Source organism: Sulfitobacter mediterraneus, assembly GCF_003054325.1.
Lineage (GTDB): Bacteria > Pseudomonadota > Alphaproteobacteria > Rhodobacterales > Rhodobacteraceae > Sulfitobacter > Sulfitobacter mediterraneus.
In genome coordinates this window covers 123,384-143,395 of sequence record NZ_QBKU01000002.1, presented here as the reverse complement: position 1 = coordinate 143,395, position 20,012 = coordinate 123,384, and the positions used below count along the sequence as shown (strand labels likewise).

Here is a 20,012-nt window from a genome sequence, read left to right as displayed (position 1 = left end):
CAGGAGCAACCCCTTGCACACGCCGATCAGGGGCCTAATGTCGCGACCATGACAGGCGGATCAGACATAATGCTATTGGCCGGCAGCGCCGAGGCGCGGCAGATCGGCGCAGCACTGCGCAATCAGGGCATAGGCGTGCGGGCCTTGATGTCAGAGCCGCCGCGCGGATCGAATCCAATGCCGATGCCCTATGAACTGCATGATTTTGACGATCTGTGCGGATTGACCGCCCAGATGGAGGGCTGCCGGGCGGTGGTGGATGCAAGCCACGGCTTTGACGGGATCATGACGCAGCAAGGTCATCTTGCGGCGCGGCAGGCAGGCCTGCCTTTTGTCAGCCTCTCGCGGCCAACGTGGGATGTCGGGGCAGGGCGCAATCTGCACGCCGCCGCAGATGTGCGCAGCGCCAATGCAATGATCCCGGCGGGTGCGCGGGTGTTTTCGGCAACCGGCTGGGCCAGTTTGCCCGACTATCTGCCCTTTGAAGGGGCGCAACTGTTCCTGCGCCAAACCGGTCGCCATGACCGCAGGGCACCTTATGATTTTGTTGAGCTGGTTTTTGGCGAACCACCCTTTACCGTGGCCAATGAGATTGCGCTGTTTGAGCGGCTGGCGGTGGATGTTCTGATTTGCCGGAACCTTGGCGGCCTTCCCAGCCGCCCCAAGGTGGACGCCGCAGAGGCGCTTGGTTTGACCACGATCCTGATCGACCGGCCTGCGCCGCCGCAGGGCGCATTGGTGGTGCGTGATGTCGGGGCAATCCTTGATTGGGTGGCGGAGCTTTGAGCGCGCCATTCCGTCTGATCCAAAGCCATGATGACCTCACCGAAGGGGCCGCGTGGCTGGCGCGAGCAGAGCCGCGATTTGCCCCGGTGCTGGATCAGGTCGGGGATTTGCCCCTGCGCCTGAAACCGCCGGGTTTCAAAGGTCTGGTCGAGATTATCATTAGCCAACAGGTCAGCGTTGCCTCCGCCGATGCGATCCGGTTGCGCATGGCCGAGGCCGGACTGTTTCACCCCTCCAAGGTGCGAACGGCTGGTCAAGACGGGCTACGCGCGGCAGGTTTGAGCAAACCCAAGGCCCGCTATGTGCACGCATTGGCGCTGTCAGATCTGGACTATGCCGCGCTTGAGCGCTTGCCGGACGGCGATGCGATTGCCGCGCTCACCGGTCTTTTGGGCATCGGCCCCTGGACCGCACAGATTTATGTCATGTTCTGTCTGGGCCGGGCCGATATGTTCCCGCCCGGCGATCTGGCTTTGCAAGAGGCCGCGCGGGTGCTGTTTGACCTCGACGCGCGGCCCACGCCAGAGGCACTTGCACTCATGGCACAGCAATGGTCGCCATGGCGGTCGGTTGCGGCGCGGGCGCTCTTTGCCTACTACCGCATTATCAAACAACGGGAAGGTCTGGGATGACACGGGTACTCAACGCGGGGCGCCGGGCGCCAAAATCAGGCGAAACACGATCGGTTGTGGTGTTTCTGCACGGCTATGGCGCCAACGGGGCGGATCTGCTGGGGCTGGCTGATCCATTGGCCGACCACTTGCCGGATACGCTTTTTGTCGCGCCCGATGCGCCAGAGGCTTGCGCCGGTGCGCCGATGGGCTTCCAGTGGTTTCCAATCCCCTGGATCGACAATTCTTCCGAAGAAGAATCCGAACGCGGCATGACGCAGGCGGTTGCGGATCTCAATGCCTTTCTCGACGCGCTGATGGTGGATGAAGACGTGCTGCCCGAACAGGTCGTTCTGTTTGGGTTTTCCCAAGGCACAATGATGGCCCTGCATGTGGCCCCGCGCCGCGAGGATGAGGTCGCGGGCATTGTCGCGTTCTCTGGGCGTTTGCTGTCCCCCGAAACGCTTGCGGATGAGGCCGTGGTCAGACCGGCGGTTCTGTTGGTGCATGGCGACGAAGATGACGTGGTGCCGCCGCAATCCTTGCCGCAAGCCGCCGAAGCGCTACAAGAGGCCGGATGGCAAGACGTCTATGCTCATATCATGAAAGGCACCGGCCACGGCATCGCGCCTGATGGTCTGAGCGTGGCTTTGGCCTTTATGCGTGACAAACTGGGGCTCTGAGCGGGCGCATGTTATGAAACTGTCGTAATCCCCGCCTATATGTTCCGCGACATCTTGTGCAAAACCTAGGGCTTGCCAGAGGAAAACCACGAGATATAGTTGATGGAAACGGGCAGGGGGCGACACCAGAAATGGACGGCGATTTCAGAACCGAATTCACCCGCGCACCAGCGGGCCTGAAACACAAGCCAGCGCTTGTGCTGAACGCGGACTGCCGGCCGCTCAGCTATTATCCACTATCACTTTGGCCCTGGCAGGATGCGATCAAGGCCAAATGGCTGGACAGGGTCGATATCGTCGCCGAATACGAAGATGTGGTGCGCAGCCCTTCCACGGTGATCAGGATACCGTCGGTTGTTGTGCTCAAAGACTATGTAAAACCTCAAAAGCGCGTGGCCTTCACGCGCTTTAATTTATTTTTGAGGGATGAATTTCGCTGCCAATACTGCGGCGCAAAGGGAGATCTGACCTTTGATCACGTGGTGCCCCGTGCAGCGGGCGGTGTGACCTCTTGGCAAAACGTGGTGGCGGCCTGTTCGCCTTGCAACTTGCGCAAAGGCTCCAAACCGCTGCACCACACCGGGCTTTCCCTGCGCAAACCGCCGCGCCAACCGGGCGCGGAAGAGCTGCGCAACACGGGGCGCAAATTTCCGCCCAATCACCTGCATGACAGCTGGCTCGACTACCTCTATTGGGACGCCGAGCTCGAAGCCTGAGCCCTGCCTTTTTGGCCTTAAATAATCTCGGGGGTCCGGGGGCAGACAGCCCCCGGCGATCCGCCAAGCAGCGCTAGGCTCAGAAATCCAGATCGACCCAGACCGGAACGTGATCGGACGGCTTTTCGCGCCCGCGCACATCGCGGTCAATCTGGCAATCGCGCAGCATGTCCGCGCAAACCGGGCTCAGCAGGAAATGATCAATGCGGATGCCATTGTTGCGGTTCCATGCGCCGGCTTGGTAATCCCAGAAACTGTAATGCCCCGGCCCCTGCGTGCGGGCACGGAAGGCTTCGGTCAATCCAAGGTTCAACAGCCGCCTCCAGGCTGCGCGAGATTCCGGGCGGAACAGCGCATCCTCGCGCCAGCCCTCCGGTTTGGCGGCATCTTCGGCCTGCGGAATGATGTTGTAATCTCCGGCCATCAAAAACGGCATCTCATCGGCAAGCAGGGCCTTGGCCCGCGCCTCCAGCCGTTGCATCCACGCCAGCTTGTAGTCAAACTTTGGCCCCGGCGCGGGATTGCCGTTGGGCAGGTAAAGCCCGCACACCCGCAAGGCGTCGCGCTCCCCCATCACCGTGGCTTCGATCCAGCGGGCTTGTTCATCATCGTCATCGCCGGGCAGGCCGCGTGTGACATCTTCCAAAGGGTGTTTGGACAGGATCGCCACGCCGTTAAACGACTTTTGGCCATGGGTTTCGACATTGTATCCACGGTCTTCAAACAATTCGCGGGGGAAGTTTTCATCAACCGATTTGATTTCCTGCAGCAAAACCACATCCGGCTGCGCTTCATCAAGCCATGCCGGCAGGGCTTCGGCTCGTGCTTTGATCCCGTTGATGTTGAATGTGGCGATTTTCATCTTGTTGTCCTCACTGCTTCTCTTTGGAATGCCGCAAACCAGAGGTTCGGACAAGGGGAGAGCGCCGAGTTTGATTCGCTTTTGCCGCCTTTGACGGGATTGGCCATTTGCTGATCTTCGCCGAATGGGCACGCCGCCGTGCGATATTTTCAAAAAGCCCTGATTGTGGACAAAATCCAGTAATCTGCCACGCAGAAAAATTTGTGAAGCGTTCTTAATGTGGATAACTGTGCGGCTCTCCTAAAAGTTGATTTGGATCATTGGCAAAACAACCTAAACGAGCATTGCTTATTGAGATTGCAATCAAAACTTTCATTCATCCCAAAAAGGAGATTGTCCCATGACATCACTTGCACTTGCGATCCCAACGCCAGCCCGCCCATCCTCAACCGCACAAATGGACAGCGGTCACGGCCTTGAACTGTTCACCACAGGGTCTGCGCCTGGTGCTGCGGATCTGTTGACCGGCGGCGGTCTTGATCTGTTCACCACCGGCTCTGCGCCATCGGGGCGGCTGGCAACATCGGGTCACGGGCTGGACCTTTTTACCACCAGTTGCTGATCCGTCCTGTCAGGGCCCGCATCCAATTGCGGGCCCTTGGCTTTCATCCCCCAGCAGGAGCGTTCGCATGTCAAATATTGTCACCTTTCAACCCCTGATGCAGCAAAATCAGGAGGCCCGTCTGTCAGCCCTGATCACCGCGATTGTGGAGGAGCGACATGGCGCAAATGACGTCTATTGGCTCAAGGAAGTTGCTGAATTGCTTGGCATTTTGGCCTCCTCGGGGGCGAGCCTGCAATCCGGTGCGCTTGACCCGTTGCAGGAGTTCTACGACCGCATCGAAGATCGGCTGCACTTCTTTCCTCAGTATTACCGGTTCTTGCTGTCGATCTGTCTAGATCTAGAGGATCTTGGCATCAACGGGCGGCGCGGCCAAGCCCTGTGCGATTGGGTGGCCCAACATAAATCTGCCCAAGCCGAGATGTCGGATTTGCAACGTGCCGAGGCCCGGCGGTTGCTTTGCCGGCGTGGTGTTGGTGCGCCAGTTGATGCGGGCCAATTGGGGGCGCGTTTACATCGCTTTATGTCCCGTCCCGCCACCTTTGCATTGCCGAACAAAAAGGCCGCTTATGAGCTGACCCATGTTGTATTTTACCTGTCTGATTATGGCCGCCGCAAAGCGGTAGTGTCAGATGACGCGCTTTTGGGGCTGCATTACGCGGGCATACTGGCGCATCTCGATCAGGATATGGATCTCTTGGCCGAGGTCTGTGCCGCGTTAACCTTGGTCAAGGCACTAGTGCCGGAGGTCTGGACCCGCGCCATCACCGAGAGTTATCGCCAGATTGATCTCTTTGCGGATCAAAATGCTTCGCTGAGCGATGGATACCATCTGTTTTTGGTCACCAGATGGGCCTTGGGTTTGATGGGGGCGCAGCCTGAATTGGCACAGATCCCCGCAGGGCAGTTGCGGTTTTCGCTGCCGGATCTTGCGGTTCGCCCACTGCATGGCATGTCAGAAAGCCTGCATGATATGGGCGCCGCGCGGCAAAGTGATTGGCAAAGGATGCGCGGGCATGTCCTGGCCTATCTGGCGCCAGAGGCACAGGTCATTTTGGCAGATGCAGAGGGCGCAACGCCTTATTTCGAAACGTTTTTTGAATGTTTTTCCCGCGCAACTTTTGCCGCAGGTCCAATGCCTAGATCCGTGCGTTCCGGGGCCTGATGGCCGCGCGGCTCCCTACATCGAGAACGATGTGCCGCAGCCGCAGGCCGAGGTGGCATTGGGGTTTTCGATGGTGAACCGTGCCCCGATCAATTCTTCGCTGAAATCAATCACGGCGTCGGTCAGGAAGGGCAGTGAGATGCTGTCTACAACCACCTTTTGCCCGCCGCCTTCGAGGATCAGATCGTCCTCTTTTGGTTCATCCAGCGCAATTTCATACTGAAATCCTGAACATCCGCCGCCTTCAACGGCAACGCGCAGGGCCTTGCCCTCACCAGCGGCGCCAATCTCGGCGAGGCGTTCAAAGGCGCGGGAGGTCACTTTAGGCGGCAGGTTCATTGCGGTGCTCCGAAGGGTCGGTTTTCATCTGTGGTTGCCTGTAATATAGAAAGCCCAAAGACAGGCGACAAGGACCAGCCGCTATGCGCGCGTCATTTGCCTCTGATCCGGCACAAACCATGGGACGGCGCGTGCAGGAAGAGGAAAGTACATTTCGTTCCTGCTTTCAGCGGGATCGGGACAGGATCATCCATGCCAGCGCCTTTCGGCGTCTGAAACACAAAACGCAAGTTTTTGTGGAGCATGAAGGCGACTATTATCGCACCCGCCTGACCCATTCCATCGAAGTGGCGCAGGTCGCACGGACCATTGCGGGCGCTTTAGGGCTGAATGGGGAACTCACTGAGGCGGTCGCGCTGGCCCATGATCTGGGTCACACCCCATTTGGCCACACGGGCGAAGACGCGCTGCATGCGTTGATGGCCCCTTACGGCGGGTTTGATCACAACGCGCAAGCGATCAAGATCGTGACCTCGCTTGAACGGCATTATGCCGAATTTGATGGGTTGAACCTCACTTGGGAAACCCTTGAAGGCATTGCAAAACACAACGGTCCGGTGGTCGGTGAATTGCCGCATGCCCTGTCCGGTTACAACGCCCTGCATGATCTAGAGCTGGACACCCACGCCAGCGCCGAGGCGCAGGTGGCGGCTTTGTCTGATGACATTGCTTATAACAACCACGATCTACATGACGGTCTGCGCGCCGGTCTGTTTACCGAAGCGGAAATCGCCGAGCTGCCGATGGTTGGTCCGGCCTATGCGGCGGTTGATCAGCTTTATCCTGACACAGACAGCTACCGGCGGCGGCACGAGGCGTTGCGCCGGGTGTTCGGGGTGATGGTGTCGGATGTGATCGACACGTCGCGGAGCCTTTTGGCGGCCTCGGCGGCCACGTCAGCGCGTGACATCCGCCATCTGGGCCGCCCGGTGATCCGGTTTTCGGATCCTGTCTGGGCGGATCTGCGGCAAATCCGGGCGTTCTTGTTCAAGCGCATGTACCGTGCCCCGTCTGTGATGCAAAAACGCGCCGAAGTGACCAAAGTGGTCGAGGATCTGTTTCCGCTGTTCCTGGCACAGCCCGAATTGCTGCCGCCCCATTGGGCGCGGCAGGTGGCCGATGCGGGCGGAGATCCGACAGCACTGGCGCGGATGGTGTCTGACTATATCTCAGGCATGACCGACCGCTTTGCGCTTGGAGAACACCAACGTCTTTTTGGCCGTCAAGAGACCGCCTGATTGACTGCGCCTTCCCAAGTGGTACATGGGCGGTGAACAAGGAAAACTGACATGAATATCTTTGCCGAAATCCGTGGTTTGATCATTGCCACACTGGACCAGATGGTTGCCGAAGGGGCGCTGCCCGAGGGGCTGAACTTTGACCCGATCACCGCAGAGCCGCCCCGCGATGCGGCCCATGGTGATATGGCGACCAACGCCGCGATGGTGCTGGCCAAACCTGCTGGCATGAAACCGCGCGATATTGCCGAGGCACTTGCGGCACGTTTGGCGGATGATACGCGGATCACCTCCGCCGAAGTGGCAGGGCCGGGTTTCCTGAACCTGCGGCTTGCGGCGTCAGTTTGGCAACAGGTGGCGGCAGCAGTGCTGGACAGCGGTACAGGTTTTGGCCGGGGATCGCTGGGGCAAGGGCAGAAGGTCAACGTTGAATATGTATCGGCCAATCCGACCGGCCCCTTGCACGTGGGTCACACGCGCGGCGCGGTTTTTGGTGATGCGCTGGCGTCCTTGCTGGATTTTGCCGGTTATGACGTGACGCGGGAATATTACATCAATGACGGCGGTGCGCAGGTCGATGTGCTCGCCCGGTCAGTGTACCTGCGGTATCTTGAGGCGCATGGGCAAGAGGTTGCCTTTCCCGAAGGCACGTACCCCGGTGATTACCTGATCCCGGTTGGTGAAACTCTCAAGGCCAAGGTTGGCGATGCCTATGTGGGCCAGGACGAAAGCGTCTGGCTGGCTGAGGTGCGAGAATTTGCGACGGAACAGATGATGGATCTGATCCGCGCCGATCTCAAAGCGCTTGGCGTCGAGATGGATGTCTTTTACTCGGAAAAATCGCTTTATGGTACGGGCCGGATCGAGGCCGCCTTGGAAGATCTGAAATCCAAAGGTTTGATCTACGAGGGTGTGCTTGAACCGCCCAAAGGCAAAAAGCCCGAAGACTGGGAGCCGCGGGTTCAGACCCTGTTCAAATCCACCGAACATGGCGATGATGTGGACCGTCCTGTGATGAAATCTGATGGCGGCTGGACCTATTTTGCGCCCGATATCGCGTACCACTACGACAAGGTACAGCGCGGCTTTGATGCGTTGATTGACGTCTTCGGCGCCGATCACGGCGGCTATGTCAAACGGATGAAGGCGGCGGTTTCGGCGCTGTCTGATGGCAAAGTGCCATTGGATATCAAGCTGACACAACTGGTGAAGCTGTTCAAAAATGGTGAGCCGTTCAAGATGTCCAAGCGGGCAGGGACGTTTGTGACCCTGCGCGATGTGGTGGATCAGGTTGGCCCTGATGTGACCCGTTTTGTGATGTTGACCCGTAAAAATGACGCGATGCTGGATTTTGATTTTGACAAAGTTCTGGAACAAAGCCGTGAAAACCCGGTGTTTTACGTGCAATACGCCCATGCGCGGGTGTCATCGGTGCTGCGCAAGGCGGCTGAGGCTGGCATTGATGTGTCCGAGGCCGCGATCAAGGGCGCTGATCTGGGTAAGCTGGACCATGAGGCCGAAATTGGCGTGTTGCGCAAGCTGGCGGAATGGCCGCGTTTGGTCGAAACCGCTGCGCGCACCAATGAACCGCACCGTGTTGCGTTTTACCTTTATGAACTGGCCGGTGATTTCCACGGGCTCTGGAACCGCGGCAATGATGTGACCTCGCTTCGGTTCATTCAGGAGGGCGATGCACAAACCTCGCAGGCAAAAATCGCGCTTGCGCAGGCCGTGGCGATTGTAATTGCGGCAGGTCTTGGTATTCTTGGGGTTAATCCGGCGCAAGAGATGCGATAACGCACCAACGCGCCGATCACAGGCAACCCAAGATCAGCCCCGCAGGGCATCGTATTCTGCGGGCAGTGAGGCAGACATGGCAGATTTTACGTCCTCTCCCGTTTCGGGGGATTACGCAGATGAATCCGCATCCATCTACGTGACGGAACAGCCCGTTAACGCACTGACAACGTTCACCAATGTGGCGGGCGCTGTGGTGTCTTTGGCGCTTGTGATAGGGATCGGGATTTGGGGCTATAAACTGCTTGTGCGTGATGTGTCCGGCATTCCTGTGGTCCGTGCTGTCAGCGGTGAGATGCGCGTGCGCCCCGAAGAGCCGGGCGGCGTATTTGCCCAGCACCAGGGCCTTTCGGTCAATGAGGTTGCCGCCGAAGGCACCGCTGGCCGCCCCGCAGATGAACTGCATCTGGCCCCCGCTGCGCTGGATCTTGCCGATGAGGATCAGGTGATCACAGCGGCGATGGTTGCACAGGCGCCACAGGCCCCGATCGAGGCCCCCGCTGCGCTGAGCCCTGATGCTGCGCAGCCTGCCTTGGACGTATCAGCCGCGCTGCAATCCGGGAATGTGGATGATCTGGTCGCGCAATTGACCGAAGGCGTTGCGCCCTTGTCTGATCTGGATGACACCGCCGCCAAGCCGACCAAGACAGCCGTAAAACAGGCCGTTGCCGAAGTGCAGGCCGCCGAAAAGAAATTGGCCGCGGTTCTGGATGCCCCCGGTGTGCGGCATTCACTGCGTCCGCGCAAACGGCCCGCCAACATGCCGGTGATTGTGCCTGCCTCGTTGGCCCCGGCCACGCCACAGGAAACGCAAGACATTGATCCCGCGACCTTGCCCGCTGGCACTCGTCTGGCCCAGCTTGGCGCCTTTGACAGCGCAGACGTGGCCCGCGAACAATGGGACCAGATCAAGGGCCGCTTTGGCGTTTACCTTGAGGGCAAAAGCCGCATCGTTCAAAAGGCCACCAGCGGCGGACGCGTGTTCTATCGCTTGCGGGCAATGGGGTTTGAAGACATTGCCGATGCGCGGCGGTTCTGTTCGGCTTTGGTTGCCGAAAACGCCGATTGTATTCCCGTGGTGACACGCTGATGGGATTTGGTGCTACCATCCTTGATGCAGAAGGTCTGCGGCTCACGGCCGAGGAAAAGGCGTTTTTCCGTGATGCCGATCCCTTTGGATTTATTGTCTTTGCCCGCAACATCGACAGTCCGGATCAGCTTCGGGCGCTTTGCGGTGACATGCGCGAGGCCGTCGGCCGCGATGCGGTGATCACTATTGATCAAGAAGGCGGCCGCGTACAACGCATGCGCGCCCCGCATTGGCGCGAATGGCCCGCGCCGCTGGAATTTGTCGCGCTTGCCGGGGATCGCGCCGAAGAGGCGATGTACCTGATGTACCGCACTATCGCGCATGAGCTGCGCAGTTGCGGGGTTGATAGCAACTGCGCGCCAATGGTGGATATCGCCGGGCCGCAAACCCATCCGTTTTTGCGCAACCGCTGTTACGGCAGTGACCCCGAGCGGGTGATCAATGTCGCCCGCGCGGCGGCCAAGGGGCTGCTGGATGGCGGAGTGTTGCCAGTGATGAAACATATGCCGGGCCATGGCCGCGCCACGATGGACAGCCATTTCGATCTGCCATTGGTCGAGGCACAGATTGCCGATTTGCGCCGCAGCGATTTTGCGCCCTTCAAGGCGCTCAATGACTTGCCGATGGGAATGACCGCGCATCTGGTCTATGAGGCGCTCGACTATCGCCCGGCGACCCTGTCCCCCAAGGTCATGCATCTGATCCGCGAAGAGATCGGTTTTGACAACCTGATCATGACTGATGACATCTCGATGAAAGCGCTCAGTGGCACACCGCCCGAGAATGCCGCCGCTGCTGTCGCGGCGGGCTGTGATGTGATCCTCTATTGCAACGCGCCGCTGGCCGACCGCATCGCCGTGGCCGAGGCCGCAGGCGAGATGACGCCCGCCGCCCAGACCCGCGCAGAGCGGGCACTTGGCATGCGCATAACACCCGAAGATATTGACATTTCCGCCCTTGATGCGCAGCTTGAGACGCTTCTGGGCGGGGCATCTCATGGCTGACACCTCACTATTCGAAGAAGACGCCGTTTCAGTGGCGGACCGCCTCGCGGCGGAAGCGCTGATTGTGGATGTTGACGGCTATGAAGGGCCGCTGGATCTGCTCTTGTCGCTGAGCCGGACGCAAAAGGTGGATCTGCGCAAAATTTCGGTGCTGCAACTGGCGCGGCAATATCTGGCCTTTGTGGAAAAGGCCAAGGCGCTGCGGCTGGAACTGGCGGCGGATTATCTGGTGATGGCCGCCTGGCTGGCGTTTTTGAAATCCCGTCTGTTGTTGCCGCCGGACCCCGACGAAGAAGGCCCCTCGGGCGAGGAACTGGCCGCGCATTTGGCGTTTCAGCTTGAGCGATTGCAGGCCATGCGCGATGCCGCTGCCCGCCTGATGGCGCGGGATCAATTGGGCCGTGATTTCTTTGCCCGCGGGCAGACCCATGAGGTCAAGCAGGTGCGGCGGGTGACCTATACTGCGACATTGCTTGACCTGATGCAGGGCTATGCCCGGATTCGCACCCGCGATGATTTCCGCCCCTTTGTGATGGATCGCGATGCGGTCTTTACAATGGAACAGGCGCTGGACCGGATGCGCGGGCTGATCGGCTATGCCGGCGATTGGTCGGATCTGACCAGTTATTTGCCCGAGGGTTGGGAAAGTGACCCGGTGCGCCGCCGCTCTGCCACGGCATCAACCTTTGCGGCCTCACTGGAACTGGTAAAAGAAGGCCATCTGGAAATCCGGCAGACAGAGCTGTTTGCGCCGATCCAGTTGCGCAAAAAGGAATAGAACGTGGCCGAAGACAGCCCAGACATCGAAGAAAGCCTGTTTGAAGCGCCGCCCATGGCCGAGCAGGAGCGCATGATCGAAGCGGTGCTTTTTGCCACCTCTGATCCGATCACGCTCAAGGATCTGGCCGCGCGGATGCCGCATGGCTGTGATCCGGCCGAAGCGATGGTGCATCTGCGCGAACGCTATGAGGGGCGGGGGGTGCAGGTGGTGCGTGTCGGGGACGGCTATGCCATGCGCACGGCGCCGGATCTTGGATTTTTGATGCAAAAAGAAACGGTTGAGGTGCGCAAGCTGAGCCGCGCCGCGATCGAAACACTGGCGATCATTGCGTATCATCAACCTGTGACGCGGGCCGAGATCGAAGAAATTCGCGGCGTTTCCGTGTCGCGCGGGACCGTGGATCAATTGTTGGAACTGGAATGGATCCGCTTTGGCCGCCGCAAGATGACACCGGGGCGGCCGGTGACATTTGTGGTTACGCAGACCTTCCTTGATCACTTTGGTCTTGAGAATGCCCGCGATCTGCCGGGACTCAAGGAACTCCGCTCTGCCGGGCTGCTTGAGAACCGTCCGCCGCTTGGCACATTGCCAACACTGGGCGAGGACGCGGAGGAAGATCCTGAAGCGACCGAGGGTCAGAGCGAACTTTTTGAAGATTAATCCCCGCTTTGCCCGAAAAACGACAGATTTAACGCTATGTTAAGCTGCGAGGCAGAAAAGGGTCAGTTCATGAACCAGATTATCAATATGATCATTCGGCAGGTGATGCGCCAGCTTATCAACCGCGGAGTGAACGCAGGTTTCAATCAAGCCAGCAAGCTTGGCAAAGGCAAAAGCGCCCGTGCGGATGCGGATGCCGGGCCGCAGATGACAGGTGCGGAGCGCCGCGCCCAGCGGCAGGCGCGTCAGTCGATGAAGGCAATGCGCCGGGTCAGCAAGTTCTGATCTGCGGATTTTTGCGGTGCAGAAGGGGGCCAGCCCCCGACCGCCCATTGGGCGATCTCCCCCGGATTATTTTTGGCCAAAAAGGGCAGCGGCTCAGGGGCTTTTGAAGTGCTTGGACAGTTTCAGACCTTGGCCCTGATAGTTTGACGCCAGATCCGCGCCGTAAAGCTGGGTCGGCGGTTCGGCCATACGTTCATAGACCAAGCGGCCCACGACCTGACCATGCTCCAGCACAAAGGGGGCCTCATGGCAGCGCACCTCCAGCACGCCGCGCGATCCTGCGCCGCCTGCATCGGCATAGCCAAAACCGGGGTCGAAAAAGCCCGCGTAGTGCACACGGAATTCACCCACCATCGCCAAAAACGGTGCCATTTCAGCGGCATAGTCTGGCGGAATGGTCACCGCCTCGCGGCTGACAAGGATGTAGAACGCACCGGGGTCGAGGATGATTTGGCCATTGTCGCTGTGCACTTCTTCCCAGAAATCGGCTGGTGTGTAATGGCCGATGTTGTCCAGATCGATCACGCCCGTGTGCGGCTTGGCGCGGTAGCCGACCAAGGTTGTGCCGGGCAGGCGCAGATCGACGGAAAAGCCCAGACCTTCGTCAATGACGGCCTCACCATCCACCAGCGGTGTTTCGCTGTGCAGATCGCGCAGGGCGGCATCGTCCAGCACAGCATCACCGCGTCCAAAGCGGATTTGGTTCAAGCGCATGCCCGGACGGACCAGAACAGAAAAGGAGCGCGGGCAGATCTCGGCATAAAGCGGGCCGGTGTATCCCGGCGCGACACGGTCAAACTCTGTACCGCTGTCAGTGATCGTACGGGTCAGAAGATCCAGCCGCCCGGTTGAGCTTTTGGCGTTGGCGACGGCCGCCACATCATCGGGCAGGGCCAGCGATTCCATCAAAGGGACAACGTAAACACAGCCTTTTTCAAGCACGGCACCGTCGGTCAGGTTGACCTGATGCATCTGGAATTCGTCCAGCCGCTCGGCCACGGTTTTACCTGCACCGGCCAGAAACGAGGCCCGCACCCGGTAGGCGACGGTGCCGAGACGCAGATCAAGGCTGGCGGGCTGGATCTGTTCGGGGATCACCGCAGGAGATGCGGCGATGGCGCCGTTTTTGATCATGCCGGAGATATGCTGGTTCGGGATCACGCCGTTCATTGCGCCGCTCTTTCTTCAAAAACAAACGCCCGCGTCCCAACAAGGGCGCGGGCGGTTTGATGTTGTGTTGGTCGGGCTAGCAGGACTCGAACCTGCGACCTTCCGTCCCCCAGACGGACGCGCTACCAGGCTGCGCCATAGCCCGACTTGAGCCGGTTCATACCTGATCTTGCCGCTGGTGCAAGAGGGAATTGCCACCGATTGCATGGGTTTAGTCTTTTGTTCCGGCACTTGCGCCGCCGCGCCGGCTTGCGGCCATCGAATCGCGCAGGGCTGTGAGCCGTTGCAAAAGCGGCGCGGCGAGACGGGCCTGATCGGGCGTGAGGCGTTTGGCGCGGAACGCCGCGCTGAGCACGGCTGGGCTGGCTTCGATCTGGTCTTCGGGCGTGATTGCAGGTCCGTCAATGATCCGAGGTTTCGGGGCAGGCGGCGGTGCTTCCGGCTCTGGCGTGGGCTCAGGGTCTGCGGCCTGCGGTTCGGGTGCTTGCGGGGCCTCATCGGACACGGGCGCGGATGGCTCTTCTGCGGCCGGCGGGTTGTCACGGGCCGCGGGTGTTTCCGGGGTCAGTGGCCGGCGCAGGAAATCTGGTATGGCGGCCGCGGCGGTTTGCTCTTCCGTGGGTTTGGGGCGGTCTGGTGCGGCGGCATCCTGTGCGGCGGTCTCTGTGCCATCGGATGCGGCAGCGGGTTCTGATTGCGCTTGGGATTCCTCGGCAGGCTGCTCAGCGGCAGGCTGCTCAGCGGCAGGCGGCGTTTGCGCCGCGGCGGATAATGGCGATGGCTGGATGCCTGCGGCGTCTTGCTTTGCGGGCGCTGGTGGTGCGCTATCCACAGGGGGTGTCGGCGCGGCAGATACGGCTGGCTGCGCGGGTTCTTGAGCTTCCGCATGGTCATCTGTTGGCGCTTTTATGGGATCGGCTGCAATGTCTGCAACTTCATCTACCGCTTTAACTTCATCAGATGTTTCTTTTTTATCAGTATCTTCTGTGGCGTTTTTGATGCCATCTTCGGCCGGTTTCGCCTCAAAATTCAGCACCACACCTTTGGGTTCTTCGGCAATCGTCACGGGCACTTCGGCCTGCTGCAAGACGCTGGTATCTTCGCCAATTTGCTGCAATGTCAGTTCATCCAGCGGCGGCGACATCTCTGCGACATGGCTCATGCCTTCTTCGCGCAGGATCTTTTGCACGCCTTTGATGGTTAGACCATCCTCGTGCAAAAGCTGCTTGATCCCGCCCAAAAGCATCATATCCGCAGGCCGGTAATACCGGCGCCCGCCTGCACGTTTGATTGGCTTCACTTGCGTGAATTTGCTTTCCCAAAAGCGCAGCACATGGGCCTGAATACCCAGCCAGTCTGCGACCTCGGAAATGGTGCGGAATGCGTCGGGCGATTTGGCCATCAGATCAGGACTTGTTCCCGTCTGCGACACGGTCTTTCATCAGGTGCGACGGACGGAAGGTCAGCACGCGGCGCGGGTTGATTGGCACCTCTTCACCGGTCTTTGGGTTGCGTCCAACGCGGGCGGTTTTGTCCCGTACGGAGAAGGTGCCAAAGGACGAGATCTTGACCTGTTCACCGGCGACCAATGCATCGGACATATGGTCCAGCACGGTTTCAACCAGCTGTGCGCTTTCGTTGCGTGACAGACCGACCTCGCGGAAAACCGCCTCGCTTAGGTCCATACGCGTTAAAGTCTTATTCGACATTCCATCCCCCATGTTTTGATCAACATAGGCCGTTGGGAAATTCGGAGTCAATATCAATGGCTTGCAACGCATGATTGAGTTGCGTTTTTTTGGTCCTGATCTCAGGTATTTACCAGCGCAGAACCACTGCGCCCCAGGCCAGGCCGCCGCCGATTGCCTCGGTCACAATCAGGTCGCCCTGTTTGATTTGGCCGCGGTTGCGGCCCACGGACAGGGCCAGCGGGATCGAGGCGGCAGAGGTGTTGCCGTGGTCCTGAACGGTCACGACCACCTGTTCCATTGGCAGATCCAGCTTTTTTGCGGTGCCTTGAATGATGCGGATATTGGCCTGATGGGGCACGATCCAGTCGATCTCGCTTGCGCTGACGCCTGCACGCTCCATCGCGGTTGTGGCTGTGGCCGCCAGTTTGGAGACCGCGTGGCGGAACACCTGATTGCCCTGCATCCGCAGATAGCCTGTGGTGCCCGTGCTGACGCCGCCATCCACATAAAGCAGGTCGCGGTAACGGCCGTCTGAGTTCAGGTCTGTGGACAGGATGCCGCGATCAGCGGGGCTTCCTGCACCGTCCTGCGCTTCGAGCAGCAATGCGCCTGCGCCATCGCCAAACAGCACGCATGTTGATCTGTCCGTCCAGTCCATGATGCGGCTGAAGGTTTCGGCGCCAATCACCAACACTCGTTTGGCTTGTCCCGAGATGATCAGGGCGTTGGCGTTGCTCAGCGCATAGACAAAACCGGCGCAGACGGCCTGCACGTCAAAGGCAAAGCCGCGGGTCATGCCCAATTCAGCCTGCACCATGGTCGCAGCGCTGGGGAAAGTCAGATCGGGCGTGGATGTGGCCACGATGATGGCATCAACGTAATCCGCGGCCAGCCCAGCGTCCTTGAGGGCGGCTGTGGCGGCGGCTGTGGCCATGTTGGAGGTGGTTTCACCCTCGGCTGCGAAATGGCGGCGTTCGATCCCTGAGCGGCTGCGAATCCATTCGTCATTGGTGTCCAGTGTGGCCTCAAACTCTTTGTTTTCGACAACACGTTCAGGCAGGTAGTGGCCACAGCCGATCACAACAGCGCGCAGGCTCATCTGGGTTATTCCTCAGTCGGTAATGTGGCAGCGACACGGGCTGCCAGCTTATCGTTGAACTGGTTCTCTGACAATTGTGCCGCCAGTTTTATTGCCGCCGAGACACCAGTGGCATCGGCGGAGCCGTGGGATTTGACCACTGTGCCATTGAGGCCCAGAAACACGCCGCCATTGACGCGGCGTGGGTCGATTTTCTTGCGCAGGCGCATCAGGGATGGATAGGCTAACAGCGCGGCCAGTTTGGACAGAATCGAATGGTTGAACGCCTCGCGCAGGCGCAGGCTGACCAGGTTTGCTGTGCCTTCGCCCGTCTTAATCGCGACGTTTCCGGTAAATCCGTCCGTGACAATGACATCTGCCACGTTGCCCGAGATATCACCGCCTTCGACAAAGCCGACAAATTCAAAGCCCGCTTCGGCTTCGCGTTCCCGAATCAGATCATAGGCTTCTTTGAGCTCGCTCCGGCCTTTGTGTTCTTCGGTGCCGACGTTCAGCAGGCCAACGCGGGGGCGGGACAGGTCCATGCCGTTGCGGGCATAGGAAATGCCCATCAAGGCAAAGCGCATCAGATCATCAGCATCTGCCCGCACGTCCGCACCCACGTCCAGCATGACGTTGAACCCATGCGGATTGGAGGAAGGGTAAAGAACAGCAATTGCGGGGCGGTTCACGCCGGGCAATTTGCGCAGGCGGATCATTGAGATGGCCATCAGGGCGCCGGTGTTGCCGCAAGACACGGCCACAGCTGCCTCGCCGGAACGGACAGATTCAATGGCCGACCACATCGAGGTGTCTTTGCCGGTGCGCACCACTTGGCTGGGCTTGTCATCCATCGTGACGACGCCGCTGGTGCCGCGAATTTCGCAGCGCCCAGACAATTCGGGACGTTTCGCCACCAACGCGGTCAATGCGGCCGCGTCGCCGTGCAAAATAAACCCGATGTCGGAATTCAACTTCGCAGACAAAGAACACCCGGCAACCACTGCTGCCGGGCCTTCATCACCCCCCATGGCATCCACGGATATGAGGGTGTGTCTGGCTTTCGCGTTGTTCTGATCGGTCTGGGCCGTCATGACTGCGAATGCCTTATATGATCTGCGAACAGAGGATAAACGCGCTTAAGCTGCGTCGTCTTCCAGATCGATCTCGTCGGTCAGGGCAACAACTTCGTTGTCGTTGTAGTGACCGCAAGATGCGCAAACGTGGTGGGGGCGTTTCAGCTCACCACAGTTGGAGCATTCGTTTGGATTCTCTGCGGAGAGCGAATCGTGTGCGCGGCGGTTGTTGCGGCGCGACTTGGAAACTTTATTCTGCTGGACAGCCATGTCTGGTGCCTTTGTCATTCGGGGGTCGGAGCCAAAATGCGCTGGCCGGACCCGTGTTTCATCTATCCCCTGATCGGGCGTGACGCCGCTTTAGGCCCAAGGCCCCGCAATGTCCAACCTTAATTGGGGTGAGGGCGGCAAAATACTGCGAAACTGTGACGATGCAAGCCCGTAATTCGGCCTGCGCGATCTTGCGCTAGTCCTCATCCTTTTCCAGCTTTCCCTTCAGCGCGGCCAGACCGGCAAAGGGCCGGGCGTCTTCGTCCGTCATCGGGGTCTCTCCGGGCTTGGTATACACCATTTGGCCCAGTTCTGCATCGGTTTTGCGCGGATAATCGGGCACCGCAAGGGCCAGCGCCTCCATCATCACCACGGCGGGATCAATCCACTGGCCAAGTGCCTCGGTGCTGTCATCCTCGGGCATTTCTGCCTCGGCTTCATCGGTTTCTTCGAAGTCGCTGACAAAATGCCGGGTCACATCTACGTCAATGCGGGTAGTCACAGGTTCCAGCGTGACGACGCAGGGCTGCACCACAGTCGCGCCAAGGCGGGCCGTGAGGGTCCAGTCGGTCTTGCCCTGAGGGGCGATGGTGCCCTCAAAGGCCAGCTTGCGCAGGGCGCTGAGGTCCAGTTCCTGTGCGATCAGTTCGCGTTGCGGCGCCTCTGGGCGCAGGGCAAAACTGTTGTCAGAGCTATGCGACAGCTCTGAAACGCGAAACGCGGTGTCACTGGGAGGGGTGCGAGACATGGCAAGCCTTCTTTCGTTTCTTGAAACCAAGGGGCTCCTTGGTGTATGCGGAATAAAAGCCAGAACATCCAAGGGCAAGAGGGCAGACCACATGCGTAACAAGAGCCGCGCCAGCATTATGGCAATTCGGGCTGCATCCTTTGGCCTGATCTTTGCCCTCGGGGCCTGTACGGCCAAGTATCAGAACCATGGATATATACCCCCGAAGGAAGATCTGGATCAGATCACAGTGGGTGTGGACACCCGCAGTTCGGTCGCTGACAAGATTGGCACACCGGCCTCTGCGGGGGTTTTGACCAATTCGGGCTATTACTATGTCCGGTCGCGCAAACGTGCGCTTGGCCCGCTCGCCAACCGCGAGATTGAGCGTGAAGTCCTGGCTATCAGCTTTTCCGAGGCGGGCATCGTGCAGAACATCGAACGGTTCGGCCTCGAAGACGGGCGCGTGGTTGCGTTGGAACGGCGGGTGACATCTTCCGCTGTCAGCAACAAAACCTTCCTGCGTCAGCTTTTGGGCAGCATTGGCCGGATCACACCTGCCGGGTTCAACGGCTGATTTTTTCGGTCATGTTCCGGTTACGTTTTGTGGTCTAACATCGGGCGGTAAAACGCTGATCGAAAGAAGCCGGCATGATCTTGCTTGAAAAAGGCAGATATAGAGCGCGTCAATCCGGCGATCCTATGGATATCGCGGCGGCACAGGCCTTGCGGGCGCGGTGTTTTGGATTGAACACCGCCGCAGATCACGATTCCTTTGATGTCAAAAGCGTGCATATCCTATTGGAAGATTCCACAGACGGGACGTTGGTGTGTTGCTTCCGGCTGTTGCCCTTGCAAGGCCGGGATTTGCCCAATTCCTATGCCGCGCAGTTCTATGAGCTGAGTGCGCTTGCCGCCTATGACGGGTTGATGATGGAAGTGGGGCGATTTTGTATCACGCCGGATCGCACCGACCCAAACATTCTGCGCCTCGCATGGGCGGCGATGACAGATTATGTGGACAGGGCAGGCGTGGGCATGTTGTTTGGCTGTTCTTCTTTTGCCGGGGTCGAAACGGCGCAATATCTGGATGCCTTTGCCGTGCTCAGGGCGCGGCATCTGGCGCCGAAACGCTGGTTGCCACAGATCAAAGCGCCTGACGTGTTCCGGTTTGCTGCGAAACTGCGGCGCAAGCCGGATATGAAACAGGCGATGTTGCGGATGCCGCCGCTGCTGCGCAGCTATTTGATGATGGGCGGCTGGGTCAGCGATCATGCCGTGGTGGATCGCCAGATGAACACCCTGCATGTCTTTACCGGGCTTGAGATCGGGGCGATTCCGGCGGCACGAAAACGGCTTCTGCGTGCTTTGGTCTAGAATAATCAGACAGCGGCAATTGACCTCCGCGCTGGCGCCCGATA

At 59.4% G+C, this 20,012-nt stretch carries 24 protein-coding genes and 1 tRNA gene; 15 read left to right on the top strand and 10 right to left on the bottom strand.

Going from position 1 to position 20,012, the window contains the following annotated elements:
* Positions 1-48: 48 nt before the first annotated feature.
* The 4 genes from C8N31_RS03835 to C8N31_RS03820 all read left to right on the top strand — a co-directional run bounded on the left by C8N31_RS03835 (position 49) and on the right by C8N31_RS03820 (position 2,796).
* Positions 49-786 (top strand): precorrin-6A/cobalt-precorrin-6A reductase, encoded by a 738-nt coding sequence (locus C8N31_RS03835; protein WP_025049053.1) that lies wholly within the window; start codon positions 49-51, stop codon positions 784-786.
* Complete coding sequence (locus C8N31_RS03830) at positions 783-1,418, top strand: DNA-3-methyladenine glycosylase family protein (RefSeq protein WP_037918725.1); 636 nt, start codon at positions 783-785, stop codon at positions 1,416-1,418. Before C8N31_RS03835 ends, C8N31_RS03830 begins: the two co-directional genes overlap by 4 nt.
* Positions 1,415-2,080: an alpha/beta hydrolase gene (locus tag C8N31_RS03825; protein ID WP_025049055.1), complete on the top strand. Its 666-nt coding sequence runs from the start codon at positions 1,415-1,417 to the stop codon at positions 2,078-2,080. Before C8N31_RS03830 ends, C8N31_RS03825 begins: the two co-directional genes overlap by 4 nt.
* A 131-nt stretch (positions 2,081-2,211) precedes the next feature.
* Positions 2,212-2,796 (top strand): HNH endonuclease, encoded by a 585-nt coding sequence (locus C8N31_RS03820; RefSeq protein WP_025049056.1) that lies wholly within the window; start codon positions 2,212-2,214, stop codon positions 2,794-2,796.
* A 79-nt stretch (positions 2,797-2,875) separates the two neighbouring features.
* Here C8N31_RS03820 and xth read toward each other — a convergent pair whose 3' ends face one another.
* Complete coding sequence (xth, locus tag C8N31_RS03815; RefSeq protein WP_025049057.1) at positions 2,876-3,658, bottom strand: exodeoxyribonuclease III; 783 nt, start codon at positions 3,656-3,658, stop codon at positions 2,876-2,878.
* A gap of 340 nt (positions 3,659-3,998) precedes the next feature.
* Between xth and C8N31_RS03810 the strand changes: the two genes are divergently transcribed.
* Positions 3,999-4,220: a DUF6749 family protein gene (locus tag C8N31_RS03810; protein ID WP_025049058.1), complete on the top strand. Its 222-nt coding sequence runs from the start codon at positions 3,999-4,001 to the stop codon at positions 4,218-4,220.
* Positions 4,221-4,287: 67 nt separating this feature from the next.
* Positions 4,288-5,385: a DUF6902 family protein gene (locus C8N31_RS03805; protein WP_025049059.1), complete on the top strand. Its 1,098-nt coding sequence runs from the start codon at positions 4,288-4,290 to the stop codon at positions 5,383-5,385.
* A 15-nt stretch (positions 5,386-5,400) separates the two neighbouring features.
* Here C8N31_RS03805 and C8N31_RS03800 read toward each other — a convergent pair whose 3' ends face one another.
* A complete protein-coding gene (locus tag C8N31_RS03800; RefSeq protein ID WP_025049060.1) occupies positions 5,401-5,724 on the bottom strand; it encodes a HesB/IscA family protein in 324 nt (107 codons plus the stop codon).
* Positions 5,725-5,807: 83 nt separating this feature from the next.
* On the opposite strand from C8N31_RS03800, the gene C8N31_RS03795 reads away from it, so the two are divergent.
* The 7 genes from C8N31_RS03795 to C8N31_RS03765 all read left to right on the top strand — a co-directional run bounded on the left by C8N31_RS03795 (position 5,808) and on the right by C8N31_RS03765 (position 12,579).
* Positions 5,808-6,962 (top strand): deoxyguanosinetriphosphate triphosphohydrolase, encoded by a 1,155-nt coding sequence (locus tag C8N31_RS03795; protein ID WP_025049061.1) that lies wholly within the window; start codon positions 5,808-5,810, stop codon positions 6,960-6,962.
* A gap of 51 nt (positions 6,963-7,013) precedes the next feature.
* Positions 7,014-8,759: an arginine--tRNA ligase gene (gene argS, locus C8N31_RS03790; protein ID WP_025049062.1), complete on the top strand. Its 1,746-nt coding sequence runs from the start codon at positions 7,014-7,016 to the stop codon at positions 8,757-8,759.
* Between the two features lie 76 nt (positions 8,760-8,835).
* On the top strand, positions 8,836-9,849 hold the full coding sequence (locus tag C8N31_RS03785) for an SPOR domain-containing protein (RefSeq protein WP_025049063.1): 1,014 nt from the start codon (positions 8,836-8,838) through the stop codon (positions 9,847-9,849).
* Positions 9,849-10,853 (top strand): beta-N-acetylhexosaminidase, encoded by a 1,005-nt coding sequence (gene nagZ / locus C8N31_RS03780; protein WP_025049064.1) that lies wholly within the window; start codon positions 9,849-9,851, stop codon positions 10,851-10,853. Before C8N31_RS03785 ends, nagZ begins: the two co-directional genes overlap by 1 nt.
* Positions 10,846-11,631 (top strand): segregation and condensation protein A, encoded by a 786-nt coding sequence (locus tag C8N31_RS03775; RefSeq protein WP_025049065.1) that lies wholly within the window; start codon positions 10,846-10,848, stop codon positions 11,629-11,631. Before nagZ ends, C8N31_RS03775 begins: the two co-directional genes overlap by 8 nt.
* Before the next feature lie 54 nt (positions 11,632-11,685).
* Positions 11,686-12,294, top strand: a complete 609-nt coding sequence (gene scpB / locus C8N31_RS03770) for an SMC-Scp complex subunit ScpB (RefSeq protein ID WP_051544642.1) — start codon at positions 11,686-11,688, stop codon at positions 12,292-12,294.
* Between the two features lie 69 nt (positions 12,295-12,363).
* On the top strand, positions 12,364-12,579 hold the full coding sequence (locus C8N31_RS03765) for a hypothetical protein (RefSeq protein ID WP_025049067.1): 216 nt from the start codon (positions 12,364-12,366) through the stop codon (positions 12,577-12,579).
* Positions 12,580-12,672: 93 nt separating this feature from the next.
* Here the strand turns inward: C8N31_RS03765 and C8N31_RS03760 are convergent, their stop codons facing one another.
* The 8 genes from C8N31_RS03760 to C8N31_RS03725 all read right to left on the bottom strand — a co-directional run bounded on the left by C8N31_RS03760 (position 12,673) and on the right by C8N31_RS03725 (position 18,612).
* Positions 12,673-13,749 (bottom strand): 2'-deoxycytidine 5'-triphosphate deaminase, encoded by a 1,077-nt coding sequence (locus C8N31_RS03760; protein ID WP_025049068.1) that lies wholly within the window; start codon positions 13,747-13,749, stop codon positions 12,673-12,675.
* 68 nt (positions 13,750-13,817) lie between these two features.
* Positions 13,818-13,894: transfer RNA gene (locus C8N31_RS03755), tRNA-Pro, on the bottom strand.
* Positions 13,895-13,960: 66 nt separating this feature from the next.
* Positions 13,961-15,151 carry a MerR family transcriptional regulator gene (locus tag C8N31_RS03750; RefSeq protein WP_025049069.1) on the bottom strand — a complete coding sequence of 397 codons (1,191 nt, stop codon included), beginning with the start codon at positions 15,149-15,151 and terminating at the stop codon, positions 13,961-13,963.
* A 4-nt stretch (positions 15,152-15,155) separates the two neighbouring features.
* Entirely contained in the window at positions 15,156-15,458 is a 303-nt protein-coding gene (gene ihfA / locus C8N31_RS03745) for an integration host factor subunit alpha (RefSeq protein WP_025049070.1), read from the bottom strand.
* A gap of 109 nt (positions 15,459-15,567) precedes the next feature.
* Positions 15,568-16,539, bottom strand: a complete 972-nt coding sequence (locus C8N31_RS03740) for a beta-ketoacyl-ACP synthase III (RefSeq protein WP_025049071.1) — start codon at positions 16,537-16,539, stop codon at positions 15,568-15,570.
* A 5-nt stretch (positions 16,540-16,544) separates the two neighbouring features.
* Positions 16,545-17,612, bottom strand: a complete 1,068-nt coding sequence (gene plsX / locus C8N31_RS03735) for a phosphate acyltransferase PlsX (protein ID WP_037918728.1) — start codon at positions 17,610-17,612, stop codon at positions 16,545-16,547.
* A 45-nt stretch (positions 17,613-17,657) separates the two neighbouring features.
* Positions 17,658-17,864, bottom strand: coding sequence for a 50S ribosomal protein L32 (gene rpmF / locus C8N31_RS03730; protein WP_025049072.1), 207 nt, complete (start codon positions 17,862-17,864; stop codon positions 17,658-17,660).
* Between the two features lie 196 nt (positions 17,865-18,060).
* A complete protein-coding gene (locus C8N31_RS03725) occupies positions 18,061-18,612 on the bottom strand; it encodes a YceD family protein (RefSeq protein ID WP_025049073.1) in 552 nt (183 codons plus the stop codon).
* Positions 18,613-18,703: 91 nt separating this feature from the next.
* Here C8N31_RS03725 and C8N31_RS03720 point away from each other — a divergent pair, with 91 nt between their 5' ends.
* Positions 18,704-19,168: an outer membrane protein assembly factor BamE gene (locus tag C8N31_RS03720; RefSeq protein WP_025049074.1), complete on the top strand. Its 465-nt coding sequence runs from the start codon at positions 18,704-18,706 to the stop codon at positions 19,166-19,168.
* Positions 19,169-19,242: 74 nt separating this feature from the next.
* Entirely contained in the window at positions 19,243-19,968 is a 726-nt protein-coding gene (locus tag C8N31_RS03715) for a GNAT family N-acetyltransferase (RefSeq protein ID WP_025049075.1), read from the top strand.
* The last annotated feature ends 44 nt before the right edge of the window (positions 19,969-20,012 follow it).